Annotated in this window: 25 protein-coding genes; 20 read left to right on the top strand and 5 right to left on the bottom strand. The window is 68.4% G+C overall.

The annotated features are described in order from the left end of the window. Positions 1–5 precede the first annotated feature (5 nt). The 3 genes from ACYVI5_RS02745 (at position 6) to ACYVI5_RS02735 (ending at position 4,047) form a co-directional block, all read left to right on the top strand. Positions 6–1,397, top strand: a complete 1,392-nt coding sequence (locus ACYVI5_RS02745) for an aldehyde dehydrogenase family protein (protein WP_460578892.1) — start codon at positions 6–8, stop codon at positions 1,395–1,397. A gap of 205 nt (positions 1,398–1,602) precedes the next feature. Then, positions 1,603–3,087 carry an aspartate ammonia-lyase gene (locus ACYVI5_RS02740; RefSeq protein ID WP_460531878.1) on the top strand — a complete coding sequence of 495 codons (1,485 nt, stop codon included), beginning with the start codon at positions 1,603–1,605 and terminating at the stop codon, positions 3,085–3,087. 45 nt (positions 3,088–3,132) lie between these two features. Beyond that, positions 3,133–4,047: an alpha/beta fold hydrolase gene (locus ACYVI5_RS02735; protein ID WP_460579209.1), complete on the top strand. Its 915-nt coding sequence runs from the start codon at positions 3,133–3,135 to the stop codon at positions 4,045–4,047. Between the two features lie 10 nt (positions 4,048–4,057). Here the strand turns inward: ACYVI5_RS02735 and ACYVI5_RS02730 are convergent, their stop codons facing one another. Further along, entirely contained in the window at positions 4,058–4,840 is a 783-nt protein-coding gene (locus ACYVI5_RS02730; RefSeq protein WP_460578891.1) for a glycosyltransferase family 2 protein, read from the bottom strand. 181 nt (positions 4,841–5,021) lie between these two features. On the opposite strand from ACYVI5_RS02730, the gene ACYVI5_RS02725 reads away from it, so the two are divergent. The 5 genes from ACYVI5_RS02725 to ACYVI5_RS02705 all read left to right on the top strand — a co-directional run bounded on the left by ACYVI5_RS02725 (position 5,022) and on the right by ACYVI5_RS02705 (position 9,338). Continuing rightward, a complete protein-coding gene (locus tag ACYVI5_RS02725; RefSeq protein ID WP_460578890.1) occupies positions 5,022–6,143 on the top strand; it encodes a PrsW family intramembrane metalloprotease in 1,122 nt (373 codons plus the stop codon). A 221-nt stretch (positions 6,144–6,364) separates the two neighbouring features. After that, positions 6,365–6,742, top strand: coding sequence for an FKBP-type peptidyl-prolyl cis-trans isomerase (locus tag ACYVI5_RS02720; RefSeq protein ID WP_460578889.1), 378 nt, complete (start codon positions 6,365–6,367; stop codon positions 6,740–6,742). A 255-nt stretch (positions 6,743–6,997) separates the two neighbouring features. Then, positions 6,998–7,153 (top strand): hypothetical protein, encoded by a 156-nt coding sequence (locus tag ACYVI5_RS02715; protein ID WP_460578888.1) that lies wholly within the window; start codon positions 6,998–7,000, stop codon positions 7,151–7,153. Positions 7,154–7,201: 48 nt separating this feature from the next. Next, positions 7,202–7,726: a purine phosphoribosyltransferase family protein gene (locus ACYVI5_RS02710; RefSeq protein WP_460531638.1), complete on the top strand. Its 525-nt coding sequence runs from the start codon at positions 7,202–7,204 to the stop codon at positions 7,724–7,726. Positions 7,727–7,802: 76 nt separating this feature from the next. Further along, entirely contained in the window at positions 7,803–9,338 is a 1,536-nt protein-coding gene (locus tag ACYVI5_RS02705; RefSeq protein ID WP_460578887.1) for a carboxylesterase/lipase family protein, read from the top strand. On the opposite strand, the gene ACYVI5_RS02700 is transcribed toward ACYVI5_RS02705, so the two are convergent. Beyond that, the gene (locus tag ACYVI5_RS02700; protein ID WP_460578886.1) at positions 9,322–10,041 is read right to left on the bottom strand and encodes an esterase/lipase family protein; all 720 of its coding nucleotides are present in this window, start codon (positions 10,039–10,041) and stop codon (positions 9,322–9,324) included. The genes ACYVI5_RS02705 and ACYVI5_RS02700 overlap by 17 nt on opposite strands. Positions 10,042–10,205: 164 nt before the next feature. Here ACYVI5_RS02700 and ACYVI5_RS02695 point away from each other — a divergent pair, with 164 nt between their 5' ends. Continuing rightward, positions 10,206–11,042: a hypothetical protein gene (locus ACYVI5_RS02695; RefSeq protein ID WP_460578885.1), complete on the top strand. Its 837-nt coding sequence runs from the start codon at positions 10,206–10,208 to the stop codon at positions 11,040–11,042. Positions 11,043–11,167: 125 nt separating this feature from the next. Continuing rightward, on the top strand, positions 11,168–11,437 hold the full coding sequence (gene rpsO, locus ACYVI5_RS02690) for a 30S ribosomal protein S15 (protein WP_146317451.1): 270 nt from the start codon (positions 11,168–11,170) through the stop codon (positions 11,435–11,437). Between the two features lie 148 nt (positions 11,438–11,585). Here the strand turns inward: rpsO and ACYVI5_RS02685 are convergent, their stop codons facing one another. Continuing rightward, on the bottom strand, positions 11,586–12,302 hold the full coding sequence (locus tag ACYVI5_RS02685) for an MBL fold metallo-hydrolase (RefSeq protein ID WP_460578884.1): 717 nt from the start codon (positions 12,300–12,302) through the stop codon (positions 11,586–11,588). Positions 12,303–12,435: 133 nt separating this feature from the next. Here ACYVI5_RS02685 and ACYVI5_RS02680 point away from each other — a divergent pair, with 133 nt between their 5' ends. The 4 genes from ACYVI5_RS02680 (at position 12,436) to ACYVI5_RS02665 (ending at position 16,651) form a co-directional block, all read left to right on the top strand. After that, positions 12,436–13,026 (top strand): TetR/AcrR family transcriptional regulator, encoded by a 591-nt coding sequence (locus ACYVI5_RS02680; protein ID WP_460578883.1) that lies wholly within the window; start codon positions 12,436–12,438, stop codon positions 13,024–13,026. Positions 13,027–13,143: 117 nt separating this feature from the next. Next, the gene (gene pdhA / locus ACYVI5_RS02675) at positions 13,144–14,289 is read left to right on the top strand and encodes a thiamine pyrophosphate-dependent dehydrogenase E1 component subunit alpha (RefSeq protein WP_460578882.1); all 1,146 of its coding nucleotides are present in this window, start codon (positions 13,144–13,146) and stop codon (positions 14,287–14,289) included. Next, positions 14,286–15,269 carry an alpha-ketoacid dehydrogenase subunit beta gene (locus tag ACYVI5_RS02670; protein ID WP_460578881.1) on the top strand — a complete coding sequence of 328 codons (984 nt, stop codon included), beginning with the start codon at positions 14,286–14,288 and terminating at the stop codon, positions 15,267–15,269. The genes pdhA and ACYVI5_RS02670 overlap by 4 nt, the downstream gene beginning before the upstream one ends. Next, positions 15,266–16,651, top strand: coding sequence for a dihydrolipoamide acetyltransferase family protein (locus tag ACYVI5_RS02665; RefSeq protein WP_460578880.1), 1,386 nt, complete (start codon positions 15,266–15,268; stop codon positions 16,649–16,651). Before ACYVI5_RS02670 ends, ACYVI5_RS02665 begins: the two co-directional genes overlap by 4 nt. 165 nt (positions 16,652–16,816) lie before the next feature. On the opposite strand, the gene ACYVI5_RS02660 is transcribed toward ACYVI5_RS02665, so the two are convergent. Beyond that, a complete protein-coding gene (locus tag ACYVI5_RS02660; protein ID WP_460578879.1) occupies positions 16,817–17,938 on the bottom strand; it encodes an epoxide hydrolase family protein in 1,122 nt (373 codons plus the stop codon). 108 nt (positions 17,939–18,046) lie between these two features. On the opposite strand from ACYVI5_RS02660, the gene ACYVI5_RS02655 reads away from it, so the two are divergent. The 6 genes from ACYVI5_RS02655 to ACYVI5_RS02630 all read left to right on the top strand — a co-directional run bounded on the left by ACYVI5_RS02655 (position 18,047) and on the right by ACYVI5_RS02630 (position 25,017). Next, positions 18,047–19,057, top strand: a complete 1,011-nt coding sequence (locus tag ACYVI5_RS02655; protein ID WP_460578878.1) for a helix-turn-helix transcriptional regulator — start codon at positions 18,047–18,049, stop codon at positions 19,055–19,057. 49 nt (positions 19,058–19,106) lie between these two features. Then, positions 19,107–19,745, top strand: a complete 639-nt coding sequence (locus ACYVI5_RS02650) for a hypothetical protein (RefSeq protein ID WP_460578877.1) — start codon at positions 19,107–19,109, stop codon at positions 19,743–19,745. A gap of 51 nt (positions 19,746–19,796) precedes the next feature. Beyond that, positions 19,797–20,279 (top strand): VanZ family protein, encoded by a 483-nt coding sequence (locus ACYVI5_RS02645; protein WP_460578876.1) that lies wholly within the window; start codon positions 19,797–19,799, stop codon positions 20,277–20,279. 16 nt (positions 20,280–20,295) lie between these two features. Beyond that, positions 20,296–21,069, top strand: a complete 774-nt coding sequence (locus ACYVI5_RS02640) for a fructosamine kinase family protein (protein ID WP_460578875.1) — start codon at positions 20,296–20,298, stop codon at positions 21,067–21,069. Between the two features lie 290 nt (positions 21,070–21,359). Beyond that, positions 21,360–23,675 carry a polyribonucleotide nucleotidyltransferase gene (locus tag ACYVI5_RS02635; RefSeq protein ID WP_460578874.1) on the top strand — a complete coding sequence of 772 codons (2,316 nt, stop codon included), beginning with the start codon at positions 21,360–21,362 and terminating at the stop codon, positions 23,673–23,675. Positions 23,676–23,970: 295 nt separating this feature from the next. Continuing rightward, complete coding sequence (locus ACYVI5_RS02630) at positions 23,971–25,017, top strand: aldo-keto reductase family protein (protein ID WP_460578873.1); 1,047 nt, start codon at positions 23,971–23,973, stop codon at positions 25,015–25,017. A gap of 46 nt (positions 25,018–25,063) precedes the next feature. Here ACYVI5_RS02630 and ACYVI5_RS02625 read toward each other — a convergent pair whose 3' ends face one another. Next, positions 25,064–25,642 carry a TetR/AcrR family transcriptional regulator gene (locus ACYVI5_RS02625; protein ID WP_460578872.1) on the bottom strand — a complete coding sequence of 193 codons (579 nt, stop codon included), beginning with the start codon at positions 25,640–25,642 and terminating at the stop codon, positions 25,064–25,066. Positions 25,643–25,668 lie beyond the last annotated feature (26 nt).

The following is a 25,668-nucleotide window of genomic DNA, read 5'->3' as shown; positions in this document are numbered from 1 at the left end:
GAGGCATGGCTTCTGACCAGATCGCAGGCATCGTGGCCGGGCGACGCGCCGCCTTCTCGGCCGGGATCACCAAACCGCTGGCCTGGCGCCGGGAGCAGCTGACGGGCATCCGCCGCATGCTCACCGAGCACGGGGCGGAGTTCGAGGCCGCGCTTGCCGCGGACCTGCGCCGCAGCCCCACCGAGACGCAGCTGGCCGACATCAACGTCATCCTGGCCGAGGTTTCCCACGCGCTGAAGAACCTCAGGTCATGGGCGGCACCGAAGCGGGTCTCGCTTCCGCTGGCGCTGCAGCCGGGGCGTGGGTGGGTCATCCGCGAACCTCTCGGGGTCGTGCTCGTCATCGCTCCGTGGAACTATCCGATCCAGTTGCTCCTCGGCCCGGTCGTCGCAGCACTCGCGGCGGGCAACGCCGTCGTGATGAAGCCCAGCGAGCTGGCGCCCGCCACCTCGGCCACGGTCGCCCGCCTGGTTCCGGACTATCTGGATGCCCGCGCCGTCTCGGTCGTCGAGGGAGCGGTCCCCGAGACCACGGCTCTGCTCGAGCAGCGCTTCGACCACATCTTCTACACCGGCGGCGCCCGCGTCGGCCGCATCGTCGCCGCGGCCGCCGCCAAGCACCTCACGCCGGTCACGCTGGAACTCGGCGGAAAGTCGCCGGTGTACGTGGACGACTCCGTCGACCTGGAGGCGGCCGCCAAGCGGATCGCGTGGGGCAAGTTCCTCAACGCCGGCCAGACCTGCGTCGCGCCCGACTACCTGATGGCCACGCGAGAGGTGATCGACCGGGTGGTGCCGCTCATCGACGCAGCGGTGCACGAGCTGTACGGGAGCGACCCGCAGGCATCCGGCGACTACGCCCGTATCGTGAGCCCGGCCAGGTTCGAGGCGCTGAGCGCGTTGATGGGTGACGGCACCGTGGCGTCCGGAGGGCAGACGGATGCTGAAGACAAATACATCGCTCCCACAGTGCTCACCGACGTCGCCGACGACTCCCGCATCATGGGCGAGGAGGTTTTCGGACCGATCCTCACCGTCATCGAGGTGGCCGGCGCAGACGACGCGATCCGCCGCATCGCCGCCGGGGAGAAGCCGCTCTCGCTGTACGTGTTCTCGAACGACGAACGGGTGCGCAGGGCGTTCCTGCGCGGCACGTCGTCGGGCGCCGTCGGATTCAACGCGGCGCTCATCCAGCAGACCGTTATCGGGCTGCCGTTCGGCGGTGTGGGGGAGAGCGGCATGGGCCGCTACCGTGGCGAGGCGGGGTTCACCACGCTGAGCAACGAGAAGGCGGTCCTCAGCAAACCGCTGAAGCCGGAGTCGATGACCATGATCTTCCCTCCGTACACGAAACGCGTCGACTCGTTCGTGCGCGGCCTGCTCCGGCGGCTTTCGTAGGTGCGCCAACCTGCGTGCCGAGCGGGCGCGCCACGGCCGATCGTCCTGAATCCGGCCGCCCGGACATCGGTGCGTCCCGTGCCCAGGATGCCTTACGGCGCGCCGCGTAGAGTCGAGGTTGCGGGCGCGACGATGCGTCGCGCGGAAAGGCCGAAGAGTCGTGACAGCGACGCAAGAGATCCCCGTTCAGCAGCCCGATTCCGGCATGTCGCCTCCCGACGGCTGGGAGGCGCAGGAGGGCGACTACCGCATCGAGACGGACTCGCTCGGGCAACGTCGTATTCCGGCAGACGCATATTGGGGCATCCACACCTCGAGGGCCTTGGAGAACTTCCCGATCGCGCACCGGCCGATCTCGGTGTACTCGACCTTCGTCGACGCGCTCGCCATGGTGAAGCTCGCAGCGGCGCGGGCGAACGCGGAGATCGGCGCCATCGAGCCGCACAAGGCCGAGCTCATCGAGGCAGCCTGCCTCGAGCTGCTCGACGGCAAGCTGCACGACCAGTTCGTGGTGGGCATCATCCAGGGCGGTGCCGGTACTTCCACCAATATGAACGCGAACGAGGTGATCGCCAACAGGGCGCTCGAACTCGGTGGGTGGAAGAAGGGCGACTACGCGCACATCCACCCGATCGACGATGTCAACCGCAGCCAGAGCACGAACGACACGTATCCGACGGCGCTGAAGATCGCCCTGTCGTTGCTGCTGCGCTCACTGCTGGACGAGCTGTGGGCGCTGCGTGAGTCGTTCTCCCGCAAGGGCGTCGAGTTCAAGCACGTGCTCAAGGTGGGCCGAACCCAGCTGCAGGACGCCGTGCCGATGACTCTCGGGCAGGAGTTCCACGGCTTCGCGACGACGCTCGGCGAGGACTACCAGCGTCTCAAGGAGACAATCTGGCTGCTCTCCGAGGTCAACATCGGGGCCACCGCGATCGGCACCGGCATCACGGCCGATCCGCGCTATTCCGCCTCGGCGGTGCAGCACCTGGCGCGCATCTCAGGGCTCGACCTGGAAGCCGCCCCCGACCTCATCGAGTCCACGAGCGATGCAGGCGCGTTCATGTCCTTCAGCGGTGCGCTGAAGCGCAGCGCAGTCAAGCTCTCGAAGATTTGCAACGACCTCCGGCTCCTCTCCAGCGGACCGCAGGCGGGCCTCGGCGAGATCAACCTGCCGCCGCGCGCCGCGGGGTCGAGCATCATGCCGGGCAAGGTGAACCCGGTGATCCCTGAGGTGGTGAACCAGGTGGCGTTCAGCATCATCGGAGCGGATGCCACGGTCACCGCCGCCGCCGAGGGCGGCCAGCTGCAGCTGAACGCGTTCGAACCGGTCATCGCGAACTTCCTGCTGCAGTCGATCACTTGGCTGCGCCAGGCGTGCCTCACCCTGCGCGTGAACTGCGTGGACGGCATCACCGCCAACGAGGAGCGGCTGGAGACGATGGTTGGGTCGAACATCGGCGTCATCACCGCGCTCACCCCGCACATCGGGTACGCGGCGGCAGCGGCCCTGGCGAAGACGGCGCTCCTGACGAACCGGAACGTCGCCGATCTCGTGGTCGAGGCCGGTCTCATGCCACGGGAGCGTGTCACGAAGCTGCTTTCGCCAGCCAGACTGAGCGGACTGGAGACCGTCACCACCTCGATCCCCGTCGTGTCGGATCACCACGGCAGTCCCGACGAAGGTCTCTGACGCACGCCAGGGCACGCGCCCTACCCCTATCGTGGACGAGTGTCCATCGACGAGGAACGCGCCGACAGGTCATGGTCGGCGGGCGACGGCGAATCGCGTCGCGCGGCGATCGCGGCCGATGCGGCAATCGGTGAACTCGATTGGTCCGTTCCGCCCGAGGGCACGGTGGTCGGCCGGTTCGAGGCGCCGAGCGGGTCGCTGGCGACGTGGTCGATGGGTGACCCCGGTGATCCCCGCGTCGTGCTCGTTCCCGGCGTGACCGGCTCGAAGGAGGACTTCGTGCTGCTCGGCCCGATCCTCGTGGCCGCCGGCTACAACGTGATCAGCTACGACCTCGCGGGGCAGTACGAGTCGGCGGATGCCGGACCCGGACCCGGTGGAGCGTACAGTTACGACCTCTTCGTCGACGACCTCGTTGCGGTTCTGGCCGCAGGCGGCCCGTCGCATCTGCTCGGCTACTCGTTCGCCGGAACGGTGGCTCAGCTGGCCGCGGTGCGTCGCCCCGACCTGGTGCGCAGCCTCACCCTGCTCACCACGCCGCCGCTGCCTGGCGAGACGTTCCGCGGCGTGCGGATGATCGGCTGGCTGAGCCGCTTCACCACGGCGCACCAGGGTGCCGGGCTGATGATCTGGGGCATCGTCACCAACAAGAACAAGGTGGGTCCGAAACGGCTGGAGTTCGTGCGATCCCGCTTCGAGCTCACCAGCCGCGAGTCGATCGACGACATCATCGGGCTCATGCGTCGTACACCGGATGTCTCACGCGAGTTGCGGGCGACGGGCATCCCGGTTCTCGTGGCCACCGGGGAGCACGACCTGTGGCCGGTCAGGCTGCACGCCGGGTTCGCGGAGCGGCTCGGAGCCGAACTCGCCGTCTACCGCACCGGACACAGCCCGTGCGAGACCGCGCCGCATCAGCTGGCCCGCGACATGCTGGAGCTGTTCGCCGAGGCCGGATAAGCCGGTGCGGTCAGACCGTGTTTGTCGCGTCGCCCCGGCCTGCCTCGTCTTCCGCCCGGCGCTGCAGCCGGTACTTCTCGCGTGCCTCACGGATGCGCCATGGTGACGCCTCCGGCCAGTTCAGCCGGAACGTCAGATAGGCCCAGCCGAGCCTCCTTCCGAACGCACGCCACGACGAGAACGGCCTCGCCGAGATGCCGACCCGGAGCGTGTCGTCGACGCGCACGACGACATCCGGGGGCAGATGCAGGCTCAGGTCGAGGTCGTCGTGCACACGGCGCAGGTCGCGGTGCACGCGCAGCCGCACCCGTAACCAGACCTCGCGCCGCATGGCGAAGTTGGATCCGAAGATCGGGCCGTTGTCGAGCCAGAGGCCTCCGAACCAGAAGTACCCGCCGATGTAGAGGTTCTCGCCCAGCCACGTCACGAGCGCGTTGCCGTCGTAGAACTCGCCGGGCCCGGTGAGCACGCCGACCTCGGGCGAGACGGTGAGCTCCGCCTCGATGTGTGCCAGCCAGTCTGCGGGCGGCCGGGAGTCGGCATCCAGCCGCGCGATGATGTCACCGGATGCCGCGTCATAGCCTGCAGCGGCGGCCGGGAAGATCCCGCGCACCGGCTGCTGCACCACTGTGGCGCCGAGCAAGCGGGCCACCTCGCCCGTCTCGTCGGTGCTCGCGTTGTCGACGACGATGATCTCGTCGGCCGGCCGCAACTGCTCGCGCAGCCTGTGCAGGCACTCCCGGAGCATCGCCGCATCGTTGTACGAGGGGATCACCACGGAGATCGTCGTCACGTCGCGCAGCACTCCCTCCGCGTGACGACCCGTGAACTGGGCGCCCGCCGCGCACCGATCCTACGCGTAAGATTCCGATGCGTTCACCGGCCCCCGCGCGCTTCAGGGGCCCCCACACGACGAGGAGTCGCATGTCCCATCCGACCCGCTGCCGTGCCCCGAGAACGACCGTGACGTCTGCATGACCGGTTATCCGTCGACCCCGCTGCCGCCCGCGCCGCCGAAACTACGCACCCGCACCAGAACCGTCGTGTGGACGATCATCGGCCTGGTGCTGCTCACCCAGCTCCTCGTCGTCGTGTTCGCCTACCTCGTGCTCGCGTTCGGCGCCGGCCCGGTCGCGGTGAGCGCCCTGCTCGCACTGGTTCCGCTGGCCATAGTGGTGCTCACGGCGACCTGGATCGACGCCTGGGAGCCGGAGCCATGGGCGGCGAAGGTGCTCGCCTTCCTCTGGGGTGCGGCAGCAGCCATCACCATCGCGTTGCTCTTCGACGTCGGCCAGCGATTCCTCACCGCCATTCCGGAGAGCTCGATCCTGTCCGCGACGGTCCGGGCCCCGATCGTCGAGGAGTCCGCGAAGGGCGCGGTGCTGCTCATCCTCGTTTTCGCCGCCCGCCGCACGTTCGACGGACCTATCGACGGCATCGTGTATGCCGCGTTCACCGCAGGCGGGTTCGCGTTCGTGGAGAACATCCAGTACTTCGGCACGGCCCTGCACAACGGCGGAGCGAGCGAGGCCGCCACAGTATTCGTTCTGCGCGCGCTGTTCTCACCGTTCGCACACGTGCTCTTCACCTCGTGCACGGGGCTCGCGGTCGGACTCGCGGCGCGCAGGAGAGGCGTTGGACGCATCCTGGGCGCGTTCGCCATCGGACTCGCTGTCGCCATCGTGCTGCACTCGGTATGGAACGTCGCAGGCTACCTCGGCTTCTGGGGCGTCTACCTGTTCTTCGAGTTCCCGATCTTCGTGGCCGCCGTGGTGACGGTGGTGCTTCTGCGCGTTCGCGAGCAGCACCTGACCAGAGACCGGCTCGAGGAGTACGGCAGGGCCGGATGGTTCACGCCGGACGAGGTCGCGCTCTACGGCACCAGGACCGGACGTCGCCGGGTTCGCGCCTGGGCCCGCGTGCGCGGTGGTGAGGCGCCCGCGATCGTCCGATCCATGGTGCGCGATACGACCAGGCTGGCGATGGACCGTCAGCGCCTCGTGACCGGAGCGGCGGATGCCTACACGCCGGCCGAAGAAGCCGCTCTGCTGGCCGAGATCAGCGCTTCGCGGGGTCGGCTGTACGGCCTCCACTGAGGCAATCCCCCGGGGGTCGCGGGCCCCGATCGTGCCCCGGACAAAACTCACCGCTCGGTGGTGCGGCACTGCCTGCAGCCGAATCCGAGCGGCGAGTTGGTCTGAACCCAGCGTGCATCGGCTCGGCCAGTATTGCAAGCATTTGCGCCCAGTTTCGTCGTCGTCAGCCCTTGTCGCCATCGCGCTTTGACGCGGACGGCACGGTGCCGTTGGATGGAGGGATGAGCGAAACGCAGAAGTCCAAGCCGGAGATCGACGCCCCACAGGGTCCGGCGCCCGAGGCCCTCGAGATCGTCGACCTCGTCGAGGGCGACGGCGCGGAGGCGACACCCGGCGCGAGCGTCGACGTTCACTATCTCGGGGTCGACTATGACTCGGGCGAGGAGTTCGACTCCTCGTGGAGCAGGGGCCAGTCGATCCAGTTCCCGCTCCGCGGACTCATCCAGGGCTGGCAGGACGGCATTCCCGGCATGAAGGTCGGCGGTCGGCGCCAGCTCACCATTCCGCCGCAGCTGGCGTACGGGCTGGCCGGCAGCGGGCATCCGCTCGGCGGCAAGACGCTGATCTTCGTGATCGATCTGCTCGATGTGAAATCGTGACTCCACCGCGATGCGCCCGGAAGCCCTACGGCTCCGGGCGCATCGCGTCGTACTGGCGGAACGCCGGCTGCAGCCGCAGCAACGGTATGACGGCGACGATGATCACCAGACCACCCAACGCAGGGCGGAAACCCTCCCTATTGCACCGGGACCAGGCGAGCAGGGCGATGCACAACGTCGACCCCCCACGCGACGATGGCAGACAGCAGCGCGAGCAGCCGGCGACCGATCACGCCCGCGAGCATCCCGCCGTAGATGCCGAAGAACACCATGGGCAGCAGCGCGAATAACGCGACGCCCGAGACCGAGAGCGTCGACCCGGTCGTACACCTGAAGGCCGATCGCCACGATCGTCATCTGGCCGCCGATGCCGGAGATCGCGCCTCCCAGTCAGAGTCGGGCGAACCGTAGGGGCGACATCCGCGTCGATCCCGCCGGTGAACGCCCTAATGTGGACGGGTGACCCGCGCGCGTGACGAACTCGACCGTCTGCTGGTGAGCGTTCCGGACTTTCCCGAGCCGGGCATCCTCTTCCGCGACCTTGCTCCGGTGTTCGCCGACGGTGTCGCGTTCCGTGCCATCGTCGACGATCTCGTGCAGCACTTCGAGGGGGAGTTCGATGCCGTCGCCGGTGTCGAGGCGCGCGGATTCGTGCTCGCCGCCGCGGTCGCGTACGCGGCGGGAGTGGGTGTGCTCGTCGTGCGCAAGGCGGGGAAGCTTCCGGGGGAGGTGCTCGCCGAGACATACGACCTCGAGTACGGCAGGGCGAGCCTCGAGCTGGAACCCGAGCGTCTGCCGAGGGGATCTCGCGTGCTCGTGCTCGACGATGTGCTCGCCACGGGCGGCACCCTGGGCGCGACGGCCAGGCTCATCGGCAGAGCCGGCTATTCGGTCGCGGGCTTCGGCGTGGTGCTCGAACTCGATGACCTCGGTGGCCGTGACCGCCTCGCCGGCTCGCCGGTGTACAGCATCGCCGCGCTCTGAGCTGCGCGCCCATCGGTGCAGTGCGTGCGGTCCGAGTTGCGCGTCGGCGAAATGCCGGGCGTCCTAATCTGATCTCGTGAGTGCGACGGAGGCGGCGCTCAGCAGCGCCACGGACGAGCAGGGGCCCGTCGTCGCCACGGCGCAGGGGCGAGTTCGGGGCGTGTACGAGGACGGCGTCTGCACCTTCAAGGGCATTCCCTATGCGGCTCCTCCCGTCGGCTCGCTGCGATTCCGCAGTCCTCGACGGCCCGAGCCGTGGGACGGGGTGCGCGACGCCACCAGGTTCGGCCGCATCGCGCCGCAGCCGATCCAGGCGTTCCCCGGAGTGCAGCCGCGGCAGATGAGCGAGGACTGCCTCACGGTCAACGTCTACACTCCCGAGCTGGGGTCGGCCGACCTGCCCGTCATGGTGTGGATCCACGGCGGCGCCTACTACGTGGGTTCCTCGGCCGATCCGCTCTACGACGGCGCTCGGCTGGCGAAGCGTGGCGTCGTGGTGGTGACCTTCAACTACCGCATCGGACCGCTTGGCTACCTCGACCTGTCGTCGTTCTCGACGGCGGACGACGTGTTCGAGAGCAACGTCGGGCAGCGCGACCAGCTGGCGGCGCTCGCATGGGTGCGGGAGAACATCCGCGAGTTCGGTGGATCGGCGGACCGGGTGACGCTGTTCGGCGAGTCCTCGGGGGCCGGAGCCGTCACCACGATGCTGGCCACCCCGAGCGCGGAGGGCCTGCTGCACGGAGCCATCGCGCAGAGTTCTCCGGCCGGCAGCGTCTACTCCCCGGCGACCGCACGTGTCTCGGCCGAGCGCTTCCTGGCCAGGCTCGACATCGCCCCGGATGCCGTGCATCGCCTTCGCCTGCTTCCTGCGGGATCGCTCATCGAGGCGTGCTCGCGGCTCATCGTCGACACGAGCACGCTCGAACCGGGCACGATACCGGTGGCACCCGTCGTCGACGGCGACCTCGTGCCGGAGTACCCGCTGACGGCGATGGCTCGGGGTCGCGCGCTACGCGTCCCACTGGTGATCGGATCGAACCGCAACGAGGCGATGCTCTTCCGGCTCTTGCGTTCGCCCATCGTTCCGAACAGCTCGAAGGCCGTGCAGCTGATGGTGGAGCGGCTCGGCACGCCGGAGGCGCTCGCCGTGACGTCCGGCTATCGCGGCTATCCCCGGTTGCGGCCCGCACTGAGCCTTGCGACGGATGCCGCATTCCGCATGCCCACCGTGTGGGCGGCGTCCGCGCACAGCAGCTACGCACCCACCTGGGCGTACGAGTTCGACTTCGCACCACCGCTCATGAAGGCGGCCGGGCTTGGCGCGATGCACGGGGCGGAGCTGCCGCACGTGTTCGGCGCTCCCGTGCCGCGTGTGCTCTCACTAGGGGCGCGGACTTCCGGTCGCCGGCTGACCGAGCGGATGCAGTCCCGCTGGGTCTCGTTCGCAGAGGTCGGCGATCCGAACCCGCTCCGAATGTCGCCGATCTGGCCGCGCTACGACACGCAGTCCCGTCTGACGTACGTGTTCGACACCGCTGACCGCGTCGTCTCGGACCCGCACGGCGACCTCCGCCGGGTCTGGGGCGACGGAATCATCGCCTTCCGCTGACATCGCGCAGCGTCCGTCGCAGCAGAGTCCACAGCTCGGGATGTCCGAGCACACGGAAGTGCCCATCGACGGGTAGCCGCACGTTGGCACGGGCATCCGCAAGCATGCTTCCCGCCGGGATCTGGGGGTCGAAGCGCGGGAAGACCGACATGATGTCACTGTTCGCTGCCCGGTTGGCGGAGAGTTCGAGCAGTGTGGAGTCGGACGGCGAGAAATCGCGCAGCGAGCGCACGGGCGCTCGGGTGGCGAAGGCGGATCCGGAGAACGGCGTCGCGATGGCGACCATCGCATGCACCCGCGACCGCGTTCGTTCCCAGGTCATCAGTTGCTTGCCGACGAGCCCGCCCTTGCTGTGCGCAATGATGAGCACCTCGGTCAGGTCGTGCCGTTCCAGGTACGACGCGGCGAGTTCCGCCGTGTCGAGCACGTGTTCCACGTTGCGTCCGAGTGCGGTGAGCACGTGCGGTCGTCGGCGGTTCGCGACGCAGAGTGCCGCGAACGGGTCGAGGAACCGAGGCGACTCGTGCACGCCAGGCAGAAGCAGCACGGGAGGTCCGCCGAGCGGATGCTCGTGGTCGCGCACGATCCACCGTCTGGCCCGCGCGCCGCGTGCGTGCCAGCCCGGCAGGAACGCCGCATCCGCGAGTCCGACCGCAGCCGCTTTCGCCACGGCGTGCGGCGTCAGCGCGTCGTCGGTCGGCATGTTCTCCACCTTCGCACTTCGCACCTTGGACGGAATCGACCCGTGCACGTGGCGGCTCGCGGATGTACGGTCAGCCCGTCTCGGAACGCGCGGGTAGTGTCGATCGGGTAGTTGAAACGACCTGACCGGGTGCTGCGTCGGCCCGGAGGACAAGGAGACGATCTGTGACCCCGACGAGGAAGACGAGCCCGCGAACCCGGCCGACCGAGGCGGAGTCCGAGCGGCCCGCCGAGGTCGCATCTGAGGCGCCGACTACTCCCGTCGAACCGGAGCACCTCGCGCCGGCAGGGGAGGAAGCGGCGACCGAACCTCTCAGCGCGACGGACCCCCAGCCCGACGATTCCGAGCCCGAAGTCGTTGCGCACGAGGTTCCGGTGGATGAGGCGCCGCAGCCGCTCGCAGCGGAAGCCCACGCGGGCCGCCCGCAGCCCGAGGCCGCTCCCGCACAGCCGTACGTTCCGGCGCCGCTGAGCGCCACCCAGCTGCAGAACGACCCACTGCTGGGCACCCACGACGAGATCATCGTCGACCTCGGACTGAAGCTCAGGTGGGGCGCCGTCGGCTGGGCTCTGCTGGGCGCTGTCGCCTCCTGGCTCATCGCCGCGCAGGTCGGAATCGCGACGAAGAGTGGAACGCCGTTCGGGTGGGCGCTTGCCGCGACCATCCTGATCTTCGCCGGCGCCGTCTGGTACTTCGCGGATGTCTCCACCCGTTTCACCTCGGTCGCCGCGTATCGCAAGGCCAAGACGCCGCAGGCCATTGCCCGCCTCGACCGCGGTGCGGTTGTGGGACTGTACTCGGCGATCGGCGCCTGGATCGGCGTCGCACTCGGCGCCCTCGTCGTCGTGAGCGGAACGGTCACGGCCGTGCTCACCTTGGCGTTCGGAGCATCCGGCTGGGCATGGTTCTTCGGCGGGGTCCCCGCCGCATTGCTCTACCTGTACGGCTTCGCGCTGCTGCACTACCGGCTGCTGGAGAAGACGCGCGACGCCGTCGCCTGACCCGTTCGAGAACACCTCTCCGCGCCTGCTAAACTTCTTCGGTTGCCGTCAGAACGGCCGCGGAGAAAGAGCGCCCGGGCATTCGGCCTGTGGCACCGCGCAACGAGAGGAAGGGGATCGAATCTATGGCACTCGATGCAGATGTCAAGAAGGCGATCATCGAAGAGTATGCAACCCACCCCGGTGACACCGGATCCCCGGAGGTTCAGGTCGCGATCCTGACCAAGCGGATCAAGGACCTCACCGAGCACCTCAAGGAGCACAAGCACGACCACCACTCGCGTCGTGGTCTGCTGCTGCTCGTGGGTCAGCGCCGTCGCCTGCTGGGTTACCTGCAGGAGATCGACATCAACCGGTACCGCTCGCTCATCGAGCGTCTGGGGCTTCGTAGGTAGCGGCTGCGCCGCTAGCGCGAAGTCCGAGTACCGCGTCGATCGGCAGCTCTTCGTTCGACAACGCGAACTTCTTGCGAACGGCCCGCCACCTCAAAGGTGGCGGGCCGTTTCGTCGTCTCCGCAGAGCTCGCACGCGGCGGGATGCCGTTCAGGCTGCGTCTTCGGCGGCGAGTTCTGCCGCCAGCTCCCGCGTGCCGCGGTTCCACGGCGTTCCGTGTCCCGGAAGCACCCATTTGGCGTCGATGGATGCCAGCTTCGCATGCGACCGGCGCGCGGCATCCGGGTCGTCCGTGAATGGTGCGGGCTGCGGACCGCGCTTCCCGGTCAGCACATGCCGCGTGGTCAGCGCATCGCCGACGAAGACGGCGTCGAGGGAGGGCACGACGATGGCGATGCTGCCGGCTGAGTGTCCGGGAAGCGCCACGATCCTTGGGCCTCCGGGAAGGTCGAGCACGTCACCGTCGTGAACCGGCGTCACCTCCGTGAGGTACGTCGTGCGCATCCCGCCCTTGCGCAGCGTGTACCACAGGAACCCCATGGTGGCCCCGAAACGCGTCTTCCCCCACGCCGGGTGGGTGGATTCCTCGCCGCGAGCGCGAGCCGCATCCTCGTGGCCGATGTAGACCGGAATGCCGTGGTCGCGGCGGAGCCGTTCGGCGTAGCCGATGTGGTCGGAGTCGCCGTGCGTGAGGATGACGCCGCGGATGTCCGCGACCTCGCGACCCATCTGGGCCAGTTCCTTGAGCAGATCCGAGTACTGGCCGGAGATGCCGGCGTCGATGAGGGTGAGGCCGCCGTCGCCCTCGACGAGATAGGCGGCGACGAGGTCGTTGCCGACGCGGTGCAGGCCGGGTGCGAGTTCCATGGCGATTCCTTCCGAGTGGATGGCGGGGTAATGTTTGCCATGGCTACGGTAATTAGCCATGATGGCTAATGTCAATAGCTAAAACGTGATTCGAGCCGTCGTTCGTTCGACGGTGCTTCGAAGGGGGAGACGGATGCCGGCACCCAACCGCACCACCAACGACGAGATCCTCGCCGAAGCAGTGCGACTCGTGGAGGAAGGCGGTCCCGACGCACTGACCATGAAGGCCGTGGCCGCCGGAGTCGGCGTGCAGCCGCCATCGCTGTACAAACGGGTCCAGAGCAGGGAACATCTCCTCGGGATGGTTGCCGAACACGCCGCTTCCGATGTGGCGGTGGTGCTCGATGAGGCCCAGGGCGATGCCGGCGACGATCCGCTTGACGGCGTGATCGCCATGGCGAGGTCGCTGCGACGGTTCGCGCACGAGCACCCGCGCCTGTTCGGCCTGCTCTTCGCGGCTTTGTCCGAGGCTGCGCGCCCGTCCAGAGATGTGCTCACCCGAGCGAGCTCAGCGGTGCTCGTCGCGGGCGGGCGCCTCGCCGGTCCCGAGCATGCGCTCGACGCCGCACGCACCATCACCGCGTGGGCTTACGGGTTTCTCACGATGGAGCTCGCCGGTGCATTCCAGCTGGGCGGGGAGCCTGGCGCGGCGTTCGAGTTCGGAGCGCACGCGATCGCGCGCTCGCTAGAGCGGCCTATGGATGGGCGGGGCAAAGCCCGCTGATTGGCCCAGTGCCGGTCCGTCGTCGTAGTCTGGAGGAGACGCTTGGCAACGGTGCCGGGCGGACCGGCCACGCCACAAGCATCGGCCGGTCACGATCGATGAAGGCTGCGTACAACGATGCTCACCATCCGACCTGGTACGGACACGTCCACCCGTCAGGGCCAATTGGCCCGGCTGATCGCCCCGGACGGCGAACGGCTGCACGACCCGGATCTCGACCCGTGGGTCGCCGACGTCTTCGAGGAGCAGCTCCTCGCTCTGTACGAGGACATGGTGGTCGCACGCCGCATCGATACAGAGGCGACGGCGCTGCAGCGCCAGGGGCAACTCGTGCTCTGGCCGCCGCTGATCGGCCAGGAGGCAGCACAGATCGGCTCCGCCCGCGCCCTTCGCCGCGGGGATTTCGTCTTCTCCAGCTACCGCGAGAACGCCGTCGCGTATGTGCGCGGTGTGTCGATGACCGACATGCTGCGAGTGTGGCGCGGGTCGCAGTTCTCCGGCTGGAACCCGTACGACGTCGGCATGGCGACGCCGACCGTGATCATCGGTGCGCAGACTCTGCACGCTGTCGGCTATGCGATGGGCGTGCAGCACGATGGCGCGGACGACATCGCCATCGCCTACTTCGGCGACGGTGCGACCAGCGAGGGCGACACCAATGAGGCGATGGTGTTCGCCGCCGCGTACGGCTCTCCTGTCGTCTTCTTCTGCCAGAACAACCAGTACGCCATCTCCGAGCCCGTCGGCCTTCAGGCGCAGAAGCCGATCGCCGACCGCTCGCCGGGCTTCGGCATCCCGAGCATCCGAGTCGACGGCAACGATGTGCTGGCCGTGCTGGCCGCCACGCGCATGGCCGCCGAGCACGCCCGAAGCGGCGAAGGCCCGATGTTCATCGAGGCCGTCACCTATCGACTCGGACCGCACACCACCTCGGACGACCCGACCCGGTATCGCGAGTCTGCCGAGCTCGACACGTGGCGCGAGCTCGACCCGATCGAGCGCACCCGCTTGCTGCTCGTCGACTCCGGCGCCCTCACTGAGGAACGTGCGGCAGCGGTGAAGGCCAAGTCCGACGCCATCGCCATAGAACTGCGCGAGGGATGCCTGTCACTGCGTCCCCGGGATCCGCTCACGATCTTCGACCATGTCTACGTCGACGCCCCGTCCGCCCTGCGACGCGAGCGCGACGCGTACGCCGCTTACCTCGCGTCGTTCGGGAGCGCGGATGCCGGGGCAGGCGAAACCGGGGAGGTGTCGCGATGACCGAGCTCACCCTCGCGAAAGCGATCACCACAGGACTCGCCGATGCCCTCGAGTCCGATGACAAGGTGCTGCTGCTCGGCGAGGACATCGGCAAGCTCGGCGGCGTGTTCCGTGTCACCGACGGCCTGCAGGCGCGCTTCGGCGCCGACCGGGTGATCGACACGCCGCTCGCCGAGGCCGGCATCATCGGCACCGCCGTCGGAATGGCGATGCGAGGGTACCGCCCGGTGTGCGAGCTGCAGTTCGACGGGTTCGTGTTTCCGGGCTTCGACCAGGTCGTCGCCCAGGTCGCGAAGATGCGGTACCGCACCATGGGTGCCGTGAGCATGCCGATCACGATCCGCGTGCCGTTCGGCGGAGGAATCGGCTCAGTCGAACACCATTCCGAGTCCCCGGAGGCGTATTTCGCGCACACGCCGGGGTTGCGTGTCGTGGCGTGCTCGAATCCGCAGGACGCCTACACGATGGTCCGCCAGGCCATCGAATGCGACGACCCGGTCGTCTTCTTCGAACCGAAGCGCCGCTACTGGTCGAAGGGCGACGTGCTGCCGGATGTCGCTGACGCGCCGTCGCTGGACCGTGCTCGCGTCGTGGTCTCCGGGACCGACGCCACCCTCGTCACGTACGGACCTCTGGTTCAGACCGGGAAGGATGCCGCGCTCGCCGCGGTAGACGAGGGCGTCTCGGTCGAGGTGATCGACCTGCGTTCCCTCGCTCCGCTGGACGAGGAGGCCATCGTCGACTCCGTGCGCAAGACCGGGCGGCTCGTGATCGCGCACGAGGCGCAGCGGTTCGGCGGCCTGGGCGCGGAGCTGGCGGCCACGATCACCGAACGCTGCTTCGACACGCTCCTCGCGCCACCGCTGCGGGTGACCGGGCACGACATCCCCTACCCGCCTTCCGAGCTGGAGGAGCACTACCTGCCCGACCTCGACCGCATGCTCGACGCGGTCGACCGCGTGATGGGGGTGCGGGTATGACCGTCAAGGAGTTCGCTCTGCCCGACCTCGGCGAGGGGCTGACCGAGTCGGAGGTCGTGGCGTGGAAGGTTTCCGTCGGCGACACGGTCGAACTGAACCAGATCATCGCCGAGGTGGAGACCGCCAAGGCCCTCGTCGAGGTGCCGTCGCCGTTCGCCGGCATCGTCAAGGAACTGCACGCCGAGCCGGGCGAGACGCTCGAGGTGGGAGCACCGCTGCTGTCCTTCGACGTCGAAGGAGAAGGGTCGGAAGACGGCTCGGATGCTGCGACGCCGGCGTCCGACGAGGCGCGCGTCGCCGAACCGGTCGGCGTGGGCGCGGCACAGGCCGGCTCACGGCCGGTCGTGACGAACGCGGGCGGGAGGCCCCGCGTCGCCGGTGCGGCCGGACGCGAGCAGTCGGAGGCAACCAACGCCGGTGCGGAGCCGGCGGTCGCTGCTTCCGCCGACGCAACGGAGCCCGTGGAGGAAGAACGTCACGAGGTGCTCGTCGGACGCGGTCCGCGTGCGCAGTCCGCCCGGAGACCGCAGCGGAAGGCGCGGGCCGGACGGCTCGCCGAGCCGATCGCGTGGGAGCGCCCGGCCGGCGTCGGCCGCCGCGACGGCGCCGAGCCCGCACTGTCGGCCGAGTCTGCACAGATGCCGGCGTCGCTGGTCGAGCCCGTCGAAGCCCCGACGGCATCCGCAGCCGAGACCCGCACCGTCGCGACAGGCATCCGGCGTCGCACCGCCGAGGCGATGGCGCGCAGCGCCGCCGTGCCGCAGGTGACGGAGTTCCTCACGGTCGACGTGACACGGAGCATCCACCTCATCGACCGGTTGGCCGCCTCACCCGAGTTCCGCGGCAGGCGCGTCACCGTGCTCACCCTCGCGGCGAAGGCGCTCTGCCTCGCGCTTGAGACCACCCCAGAGGCGAACACGCGGTGGGACGACTCCACCGGTGAGATCGTGACTCCGGCGGGAGTGAATCTGGGAATCGCTGTGGCGACGGAGCGGGGCCTCGTGGTGCCGAACATCCGCGACGCCGCAGCACTGCGGATGCCGGAACTCGCGGACGCCCTCGCCGCTCTCGTCGAGCGCGCCAGGGCCGGGAGGTCGACGCCCGCCGAGTTCACCGGGGGCACCGTGACGATCACGAACGTGGGTGTCTTCGGGGTGGATGCCGGCACGCCGCTGCTGAACCCGGGCGAGACCGCGATCCTCGCGCTCGGTGCCGTGAACCGGCGTCCCTGGGAGCACAAGGGGCGCGTCCGCCTGCGGCAGGTCATGACGCTGAGCCTGACGTTCGACCACCGGGTCATCGACGGCGAGCAGGGATCGAGGTTGCTGCGCGACCTCGGGCGCATCCTCTCCGATCCCGCCAGCACCATCGCCCTGGCGTAGGGCCCTCCAGAACCACCGTTCCTGAGCGAGCAGAGCACGTCGAAGCGCACAACTCGCACCAAGCCGCACTTGCTCAGGAGCGTTGGAACGGTGAGAGCGCGGCGGCGTACGTCGATCATCGCCGCGCTCTCCAGATGCTCGCTCAGAAGTTCGCGTCCTTCGGTCTTATGCCAGATCGGCGAAGAAGTCGCGGAGATCCGCCGCGAGTTCTGTCGGCGATTCCATCGCGGGGAAGTGCAGCCCGCGCTCATGTTCGCGCCAGAACGCGCCCGCCGGCGCAGGCACGAGCTTGCGCACCGTGGCGTCGCTGCCGAACACGGAGAACCCCTGAGGCACAGCCGGCGGCGCACCCCAGTCGGAGGAGTGCGCCTGGTCGTAGAGCGTGTGTGCTGCGGAGGCGCCGGACTTGGCGAACCAGTAAAGGCTGACCGTGGTGAGAAGCTGATCGCGATCGACGGGCAGGTCGGTCCACGCATCGACTTTCTCGGCGATCCATGCCAGCTGGAACACGGGCGAATCGGTCAGACCGTATCCGACGGTCTGGGGGCGGCTGTTCTGTATGGCCAGGTATCCGGACCCATCCGTGCGGAACCGGTTCATGCGCTCCAGGATCACCTGATCGACCGGATCGCCGTCATCCAGTGATTCGGCCATTCCTGGCAGGAAGGTCGCGACGCTGGCGGCCGTGAAGGGATCGGTCACGACGTGCAGTCCGATGATGTGGTCGCCATCGATGCCCGCCATTGAGCCGGCGATCCCGGCACCCACGTCGCCGCCGTGCACACCGTACCGGTCGTATCCGAGGCGACGCATGAGTTCGGCGAACGCCGCCGCCGAGCGGCCCATGGTCCAGCCCGCGCCGCTCAATGGCGTGGAGTACCCGTAGCCGGGCAGCGAGGGGATCACGAGGTGGAACGCCTGGTCGTTCTTCGGAGCTACGAGCGGAGCGATCATCCCGCCGAACTCCGCGATCGAGCTCGGAAAGCCGTGCAGCAGAAGAAGGGGCACGGCGTCCTCACGCTCGGACCGCACGTGCAGGAAACCGATTCGCTGCCCATCGATCACAGTGCTGAAGAGATGCTCTCCGAGTTCGGCCTCTCGTGCGCGCCAGTCGAATCCGTCGCGCCAGTACTCGGCAAGGCTCGCCAGCTTCTCCTCGGGGATGCCCCTGCTCTCGTCCGACACAGGGGACGCATCCGGCCATCGGGCCGCAGCCAGGCGGTACTGCAGGTCGTTCAGCTCCGCCCCCGAAACCCGGATGCCTGCTGGTTCGATACTCTCGTTCATCTCGCCACTTCCTTCTCGATCTCGCTGTCGCCCCTTCGGCGCCTTCTCGAGTCGAGCGTATGAGGCAATGCGGAAGGGTTCGTTCCTCATGAGGAGCACAATCGAAGAATGCTGCAAACCTCGGCTCGCCTGCTCCGGCTCCTCTCCCTGCTCCAGGTGCGGCCCGACTGGACAGGCCCCGAACTGGCCCAACGACTCGGGGTCACGACGCGCACCGTACGCGCGGATGTCGACCGGCTGCGTGACCTCGGTTATCCGGTGGACTCGCGCCCTGGCGTCACCGGCGGGTATCGCCTCGGCGAGAGCGCGACGATGCCCCCGATGCTGCTGGAGGACGACGAGGCGGTCGCCCTCGCCGTCGGGCTGCGTGCCGCGACCTCCGCCGGACTGAACGGGATGGACGAGGCGGCCGTTCGTGCACTCGTCAAGCTGCAGCGGCTCCTTCCGCACCGGCTGCGGGCCAGGGTCGAGGCGATCGGCTCTGCGGCAATCACGCCGGGTCGGTCGAACGCTCCCGGCCCTCAAGCATCCGCCGATGCGTTGGTCGTGATCGCGAGCACGTGCCGGGATCACGAGTGGCTCCGGTTCGATTACCCCGCGCGCACAGCGGGATCGGACGAGGCGCGCAGGATGGCTGACGCCGCCGACTCCACACGCAGCAATCGGCTCGTCGAGCCGTACCGCCTGCTGCTCCTCGGGCAGCGCTGGTATCTGTTCGCGTGGGACCTCCGTCGCGAGGACTGGCGGATGTTCCGGGTTGATCGCATGCGGCTGCATTCGCGCACTGCACGTCGTTTCCCACCCCGGGAACTGCCGACGGACGAGGAGATCACCGCCCGCTTGCGGCGCGGCATCGGAGAGTCCACGTGGAAGTACCGGGCCCGCGTCATCGTGCACGCGTCTGAGACATACGTGAGGTCGAGGATGCCGATTCCCGTCGACATCACCGCGCTGGGCGACGAGCGCTGGAGCTTTCGACCCGGCTCAGACGACGCCGAGTCGCTCGCCTTGTACCTCGGGATGCTCCGCGTCGACTTCGAAGTGGTCGACGCCCCAGAGCTGTCCGCAGCGCTTGGCCGACTCGCCGAACGCTATGCGGGCGCCGCCGGCGGAGCCTGAAGGAGCGGCCCATGCGGCTCGCGTCTGGATCGCCTATAGCGTGGCTGGCATGAAAAGCACGCGCAAGCCGCTCTGGCGCTGGGATCCTGCGCCCTACGTGCTCCTTCTCATCCTGCTGATCGTCACCTCGTCGATCCCGCCGCGCGACGCGCCCGTGCTCTACTGGGTGCTGGTCGTGATCACCGCGGTCGTCGCGCTCATCCTTCTCGTTATGCTCGTGGTCCAGCTCGCTCGGGGGAGACGCAACCCCGATTCCGCAGGCATCCTCTCCGCCCTGGACGGGCTCGAACTCGTGCCCCTGGATCCCACGTCGACGCCCGCGACTCCCGTCATGGAGACGGGGCGGCACCAGGGCGCGCTTGAAAGCGTGCTCGCCAGAACCGGGTCGAACCCGGACGCCGTGCTGGTGCCGGATGCCACGCGCTGGCTCGGCCTGCGCATCCGCATCGCCGTGCACCTGGTCGCAGACGACCGCGTGTACCACGTGGGATTCCTGCCAGACCGTGCCACCGGCCGGTACAACACCGGCCTTCGTGCCCTGGCGGCGCAGCGTCGATATGTGCGTGCTCCGGCAGAGCTCATCGCCTCGAAGGCCACCAGATCTACGCCGAGCGGAACCTCGCCCGTTCTCGACCTGCAACTGGATCTGGGCTCGCTCGCTGCCGCCGTTGACGAGACGTCGATCTGAAGCACAGCGAGCCGACAGCGGCCGTCCAGCGAACTCCGGCAGGCTGGGCAGATGTTCCGGCGGCATCCCGTTCTCAGCGTTCTCACGCTGCTCTACCTGGGCGGTGTGGCGTGGATCACACTCGGGCCGCAGCCGCAGGTGGCGAGCAAAGACGGCATCGTCATGCAGGTGCTGCGCATCCTGTGGGAGCACCCCGCGACGGACTGGATCACCTACAGCGGCGTCGAGTTCACCGCCAACATCGCGATGTTCCTGCCCATCGGGCTCTTCTTCCTCCTGTTGTTCGGCCGAAGCAGATGGTGGCTCGCGATGGGCATTCCGTTCCTCATGACGCTGTGCATCGAGACCGCCCAGATCTGGATCCCGGGCCGCGTCTCCGACATCCGCGACGTCATCTCCAACACGCTGGGCGCCGTCGTGGGCGTGCTTCTGGGGTTGGCGATCACCGCGCCTCGAGCCCGACGGGACCGTGAGGCCGCCCGCATCGACTCGGCACAGGCCGCAGCGCGACGGGCCTCGCTCACCGACCGCTGACGTAGCCTCGAACACGATGCCCGACACGATCGTCAAGTCGAATCCGGATGCCCCGCCACGGTTCTTCGAGGCAGAGGCGGCCGGTCTGGAGTGGCTCGCGTCAGCGGGCGGAGCACGCGTGGTGCGGGTCGTGAACGTCGCGCCGGGCAGCATCGAGCTGGAGCATGTGCCCACGACCCGGCCGGATGCGGATTCCGCGCGTGCCTTCGGTGCGGCGCTCGCCGTAACCCATGACGCCGGCGCAGCTGCGTTCGGCGCGCCTCCGGATGGCTGGGACGGGCCGTTGTTCATCGGACGTCGTCCGCTTCCGCAAGCGCACGACGGCGCCTGGGGCGAGTTCTACGCGCGCGACCGGGTGCTGCCATACCTGGAACTCGCGATCGAAGCGGGCGGAATCGGCCGCGGCGGGGCATCCATCGTGCGCCAGGCGTGCGACGAGATCGCCACAGGTCGGTTCGACGACGACGATCCGCCGTCGCGCCTCCATGGCGACCTGTGGAACGGCAACGTGCTGTGGTCGCCGGAGGGTGTGGTGCTCATCGATCCGGCAGCGCACGGCGGTCACCGTGAGACCGACCTCGCGATGCTCGCCCTGTTCGGATGCCCGTACCTCGAGGAGATCCTCGACGGCTACCTGAGCGCCCACCCGTTGCGCGCCGGATGGCGAGAGCGCATCCCGCTGCACCAACTGCATCCGCTTGCGGTGCACGCCGCGAGCTACGGGCGCGGCTACGGGGACGCCCTCGCGGACGCCGCCGCGAGGGTGATCGCGCTCGCCGACAGCCGGTGAACGCTGCTCGAAGCGTCCGGAACGACCCGCTCTGCTAGGATCGTCACGGTTCAAGTACCACATGAAACTCGCCCTGCGGATCATGCAGGCTGCTGGTCCTCGGTGGTGGAATCCCAACCGCACCCGCGCAAACGAATCTTTCTCGCGCGGAATCTCGACTGCGGGTGGTGCTCTTCTACTGATGGCCGGCGCGGAGCATCTCGCTGACGTAACGCCTGTTCTCCCGCATGTTCGGCGAGCGCGCCCATGTCCACACGGGACGGCGCACGAACAAAGGAGAAGAGACCTCAATGGAAGGTCCAGAAATCAAATTCGCCGAGGCCGTTCTCGATAACGGCCGCTTCGGCACCCGCACGGTCCGTTTCGAGACCGGGCGGCTCGCGCAGCAGGCGCAGGGCGCCGTCGCCGCGTACCTCGATGAGGAGACCATGCTGCTGAGCGCCACGAGCGCCAGCAAGCACCCGAAAGACAACTTCGACTTCTTCCCGCTCACGGTCGACGTCGAGGAGCGGTCGTACGCGGCCGGCAAGATCCCCGGCTCGTTCTTCCGCCGCGAGGGTCGTCCGTCGACGGAAGCCATCCTGGTCTGCCGTCTGATCGACCGTCCTCTGCGTCCGTCGTTCGTCGACGGCCTGCGCAATGAGGTCCAGATCGTGATCACCGTGCTCTCGATCGCACCCGACGAGTTCTACGACGCGCTCGCCATCAACGCGGCATCCGCGTCCACGCAGATCTCGGGTCTGCCGTTCTCCGGCCCTATCGCCGGTGTTCGCCTCGCGTTCATCCCGGGCAACGGCGAGCACGAGGACCAGTGGGTCGCGTTCCCGAAGGCTTCGCAGCTGGAGAGCGCCGTGTTCGATCTCGTCGTGGCGGGCCGCGTGCTCACGAACGACGACGGTTCGGAGGGCGACGTCGCGATCATGATGGTCGAGGCCGAGGCCACCGAGCACAGCTGGAACCTCATCCAGGCCGGCGCGACGAAGCCGAGCGAGGATGTCGTCGCGCAGGGGCTCGAGGCGGCAAAGCCGTTCATCCGCCAGCTGGTGGGTGCGCAGAACGTGCTCGCCCAGCAGGCGGCGAAGGACATCGCCGAGTACCCGGTGTTCCTGCCGTACTCGCAGCTGAGCTACGACAACGTCGCGGCTCTCGCGTACGACGACCTGGTGAACGTGTACCAGATCGCCGACAAGATCGAGCGGCAGAACGCCGACGACGCGCTCAAGGAGCGGGTCAAGGCCGCCGTCGCCGAGAAGGTCGAGGCAGGCGCCCTGCCTGCCGAGGTGCTCGAGCAGTTCTCCGCGGCGTACAAGTCCGTTTCGAAGGTGGTCATGCGCGGGCGCGTGCTGCGCGAGGGCATCCGCATCGACGGTCGTGGCTTGCGGGACATCCGTCCGCTCGACGCCGAGGTGCAGGTCATCCCGCGCGTGCACGGTTCCGCGATCTTCCAGCGCGGCGAGACCCAGATCCTGGGTGTGACGACTCTGAACATGCTCAAGATGGAGCAGCAGATCGACTCGCTCTCGCCGGTGACGAAGAAGCGCTACCTGCACCACTACAACTTCCCGCCCTACTCGACCGGTGAGACCGGCCGTGTCGGCAGCCCGAAGCGACGTGAGATCGGCCACGGCTTCCTGGCAGAGCGCGCGCTCGTGCCGGTGCTGCCCAGCCGGGAGGAGTTCCCGTACGCCATCCGTCAGGTCTCCGAGGCGCTGGGCTCCAACGGCTCGACGTCGATGGGCTCGGTCTGCGCGTCGACCCTGTCGCTGCTGAACGCCGGTGTGCCGTTGCGCGCGCCGGTCGCCGGCATCGCCATGGGGCTGATCTCCGACACGGTCGACGGCGAGACGCGCTACGCCGCGCTCACCGACATCCTGGGCGCCGAGGATGCCCTCGGCGACATGGACTTCAAGGTCGCCGGAACGAGCGAGTTCGTCACCGCCATCCAGCTCGACACCAAGCTCGACGGCATCCCGTCGTCGGTGCTCGCCGGTGCCCTGCAGCAGGCGAAGGATGCTCGCACGACGATCCTGTCCGTGTTGAACGCCGCGATCGATCGACCCGATGAGATGGCGCCGACCGCCCCGCGCGTGATCAGCGTGCAGATCCCGGTCGACAAGATCGGCGAGCTGATCGGCCCGAAGGGCAAGACGATCAACGCGATCCAGGACGAGACCGGCGCCGAGATCTCCATCGAGGAGGACGGCACCGTCTACATCGGCGCGACCGACGGCCCGAGCGCCGAGGCTGCGCGGGCCCAGGTGAACGCGATCGCGAACCCCACGAACCCCGAGGTCGGCGACCAGTTCCTCGGCACGGTGGTGAAGATCGCGACGTTCGGCGCGTTCGTGTCGCTGCTGCCCGGCCGTGACGGCCTGCTGCACATCTCCGAGGTGCGCAAGCTCGCCGGAGGCAAGCGGGTCGAGAACGTCGAGGACGTGCTCTCCGTCGGTCAGAAGATCCTGGTGCAGATCACCAAGGTCGACGACCGCGGCAAGCTGTCGTTGCAGCCGGTCATCGCCGAGGAGGCGGACACCGAGGGTCGCGGAGCGACCACGGACAGCTCGTCGGAGCCCGCAGAGGGCTCCGCAGAGACCGTCGAGGCCTGATCCGCTCGAATCATCGCGAGGCGCCCGTCCCGGCTTCGGCCGCGGCGGGCGTTTCGCATTCGGGTGACTATGTCGGCGTGTCGCCGGCGCTCGTCAATGCCGTCTCCTGGCGGAAAACCCACCCGAATGCGGGCCTTCAGGCGCATCAATCCAAGGATTTTCCAAAGATTTGGTAACGGTTCAATCGTTTCGACCGGGCTTCTGCTGGGTCGTCAATTACGCTCGCTGGCATAGGTGTGACGCAAGCATCTCGCGTCGCAGGGCTCGTGGGGGGCTTGGAGAGCTGGAGGGGTACATGGCGCAGTCGTATCCCGTGCGCGCACGGGAGCACGCGAACCGTGGCGTTGCCGGGATCGGACCGGTGTTCGACGCGCCGGTCGCGCCTGCCGATTACGACGGCGTCGCCACTGCGCCGCTCTCCATCATCGCGCCCCGCCGGCTGGGCGAGACCGACATCGCCGTGTACCCGCTCGGACTCGGTACTGCTGCGCTTGCTCGTGCCGCCGATGTGGATGCCGCACAGGCCGTGCTCGACCGGTACGTGCATCTGGGCGGCAATCTCGTCGTCACCTCAGATGCCCACCTGCGCGGGCTCGGCAATGCGATCGTGGGTGGCTGGATGCATCGCCGCGACATCCGCGACAACATCGTGCTCGACCTCCGCGTCGGTGTGGGGGAGGAGAGCCCTGGCCTCAGCCAGGTGAACCTGGTGCGCTCTGTGGAATCGGCGCTGCGCCGGCTCGCGACCGACCGCGTCGACATCCTCACCCTCGAGGGACCGGATGCGAGCACCGCGCTCTCCGACACGCTCGCGACTGTCGAATGGCTGATCGACACCGGCAAGGCGCGGTTCGTGGCGTTCTCCGGCTTCTCGGCGGAGAGCCTCATGGAGGCTCGCGTGCTCTCGTCGTTCGGCCTGCCCAAGGTCGCCGCGATCGAGGTGCCGTACAACCTGATGAACCGAGGCGCGTTCGAGGGCGACCTGCGCATCGTATCGGCCGCGCAATCGCTCGGGGTGCTCCCGGTGCGGCCGCTCGCTCACGGCTATCTCGCCGGCGCGTACCGCTCGCGTTCGGACCTCGACGCGGATGCCCGCGGTGCGGGAGTCGCCTCGTACCTGGGGCGCCGGGGTCACCGGGTGCGTCAGGTGCTCGACCGGGTCGCGGCCGAGCACGACAGCAGCATGGCTACGATTGCGATCGCGTGGCTCCTCGCCAAGCGCGGCGTTGTCGCGCCCGTCGTCAACGTGGCATCCGCCGTCGAGGTGGACGACCTCATGGCGGCCTGCAGCATGAGCCTCAGCCGCACCGACATGCTCGAACTCGACCGAGTCTCCGAGTAGTCTTCCCCCGAGGATGCGGGTTCTTGCGCGCGAAAGTGGGTGCTTGTTACGAAAGCAGCCGCGCCAGAGCGCGGTGTAGCGAAGCCTCGGTGGCGTCCGGGTCCGCGATCGGTGAACCGCCGAACGCGCCATCCCTCGCCAGGAGCAGGTCGTCCGCGGCGTCCTCGGGAGCCGATGTCCCCGCCTCGCCGAACAGGTCGACGAGAGTGGAGCGCAACCACGTGCGCCATGAGACGACGGCCGGCGTGACCGGTCCGGCGGCGTCCAGCTGCGACGTGGCGGCGTTGATGAACGGGCAGCCGTGGAATCCCGGCCGCCTCGATTCAGCGGCGAACCGCTCGACCATCGCACGAAGCACACCTGAGGCGTCCCTCAGCCGCTCCCGGTCCGACTCGACAGCCTCGCGAGCCTGGCCGGCGCGAGTCTGCACATATGCCGCGATGAGCACGTCCTTGGACCGGTAGTGCTTGTAGAACGTCGCCTTCGTCACGTGGGACTGGGCGATGATCCGATCGACACCGACGGTGTGCACACCCTCGTCGTAGAAGAGACGGTCAGCCGTGGCAAGAATCCTGAGCTTCGCAGGAGCAGGCGGGCGAGTGGCAGGGGCTTTCTGGTCGGGCATCCATTGCTCCTCAACTCGGCGGGTTC

Source organism: Humibacter ginsengisoli, assembly GCF_054780095.1.
Note: the sequence above shows the minus strand (reverse complement) of the source record. Positions and strands in the feature narration are given on the sequence as shown.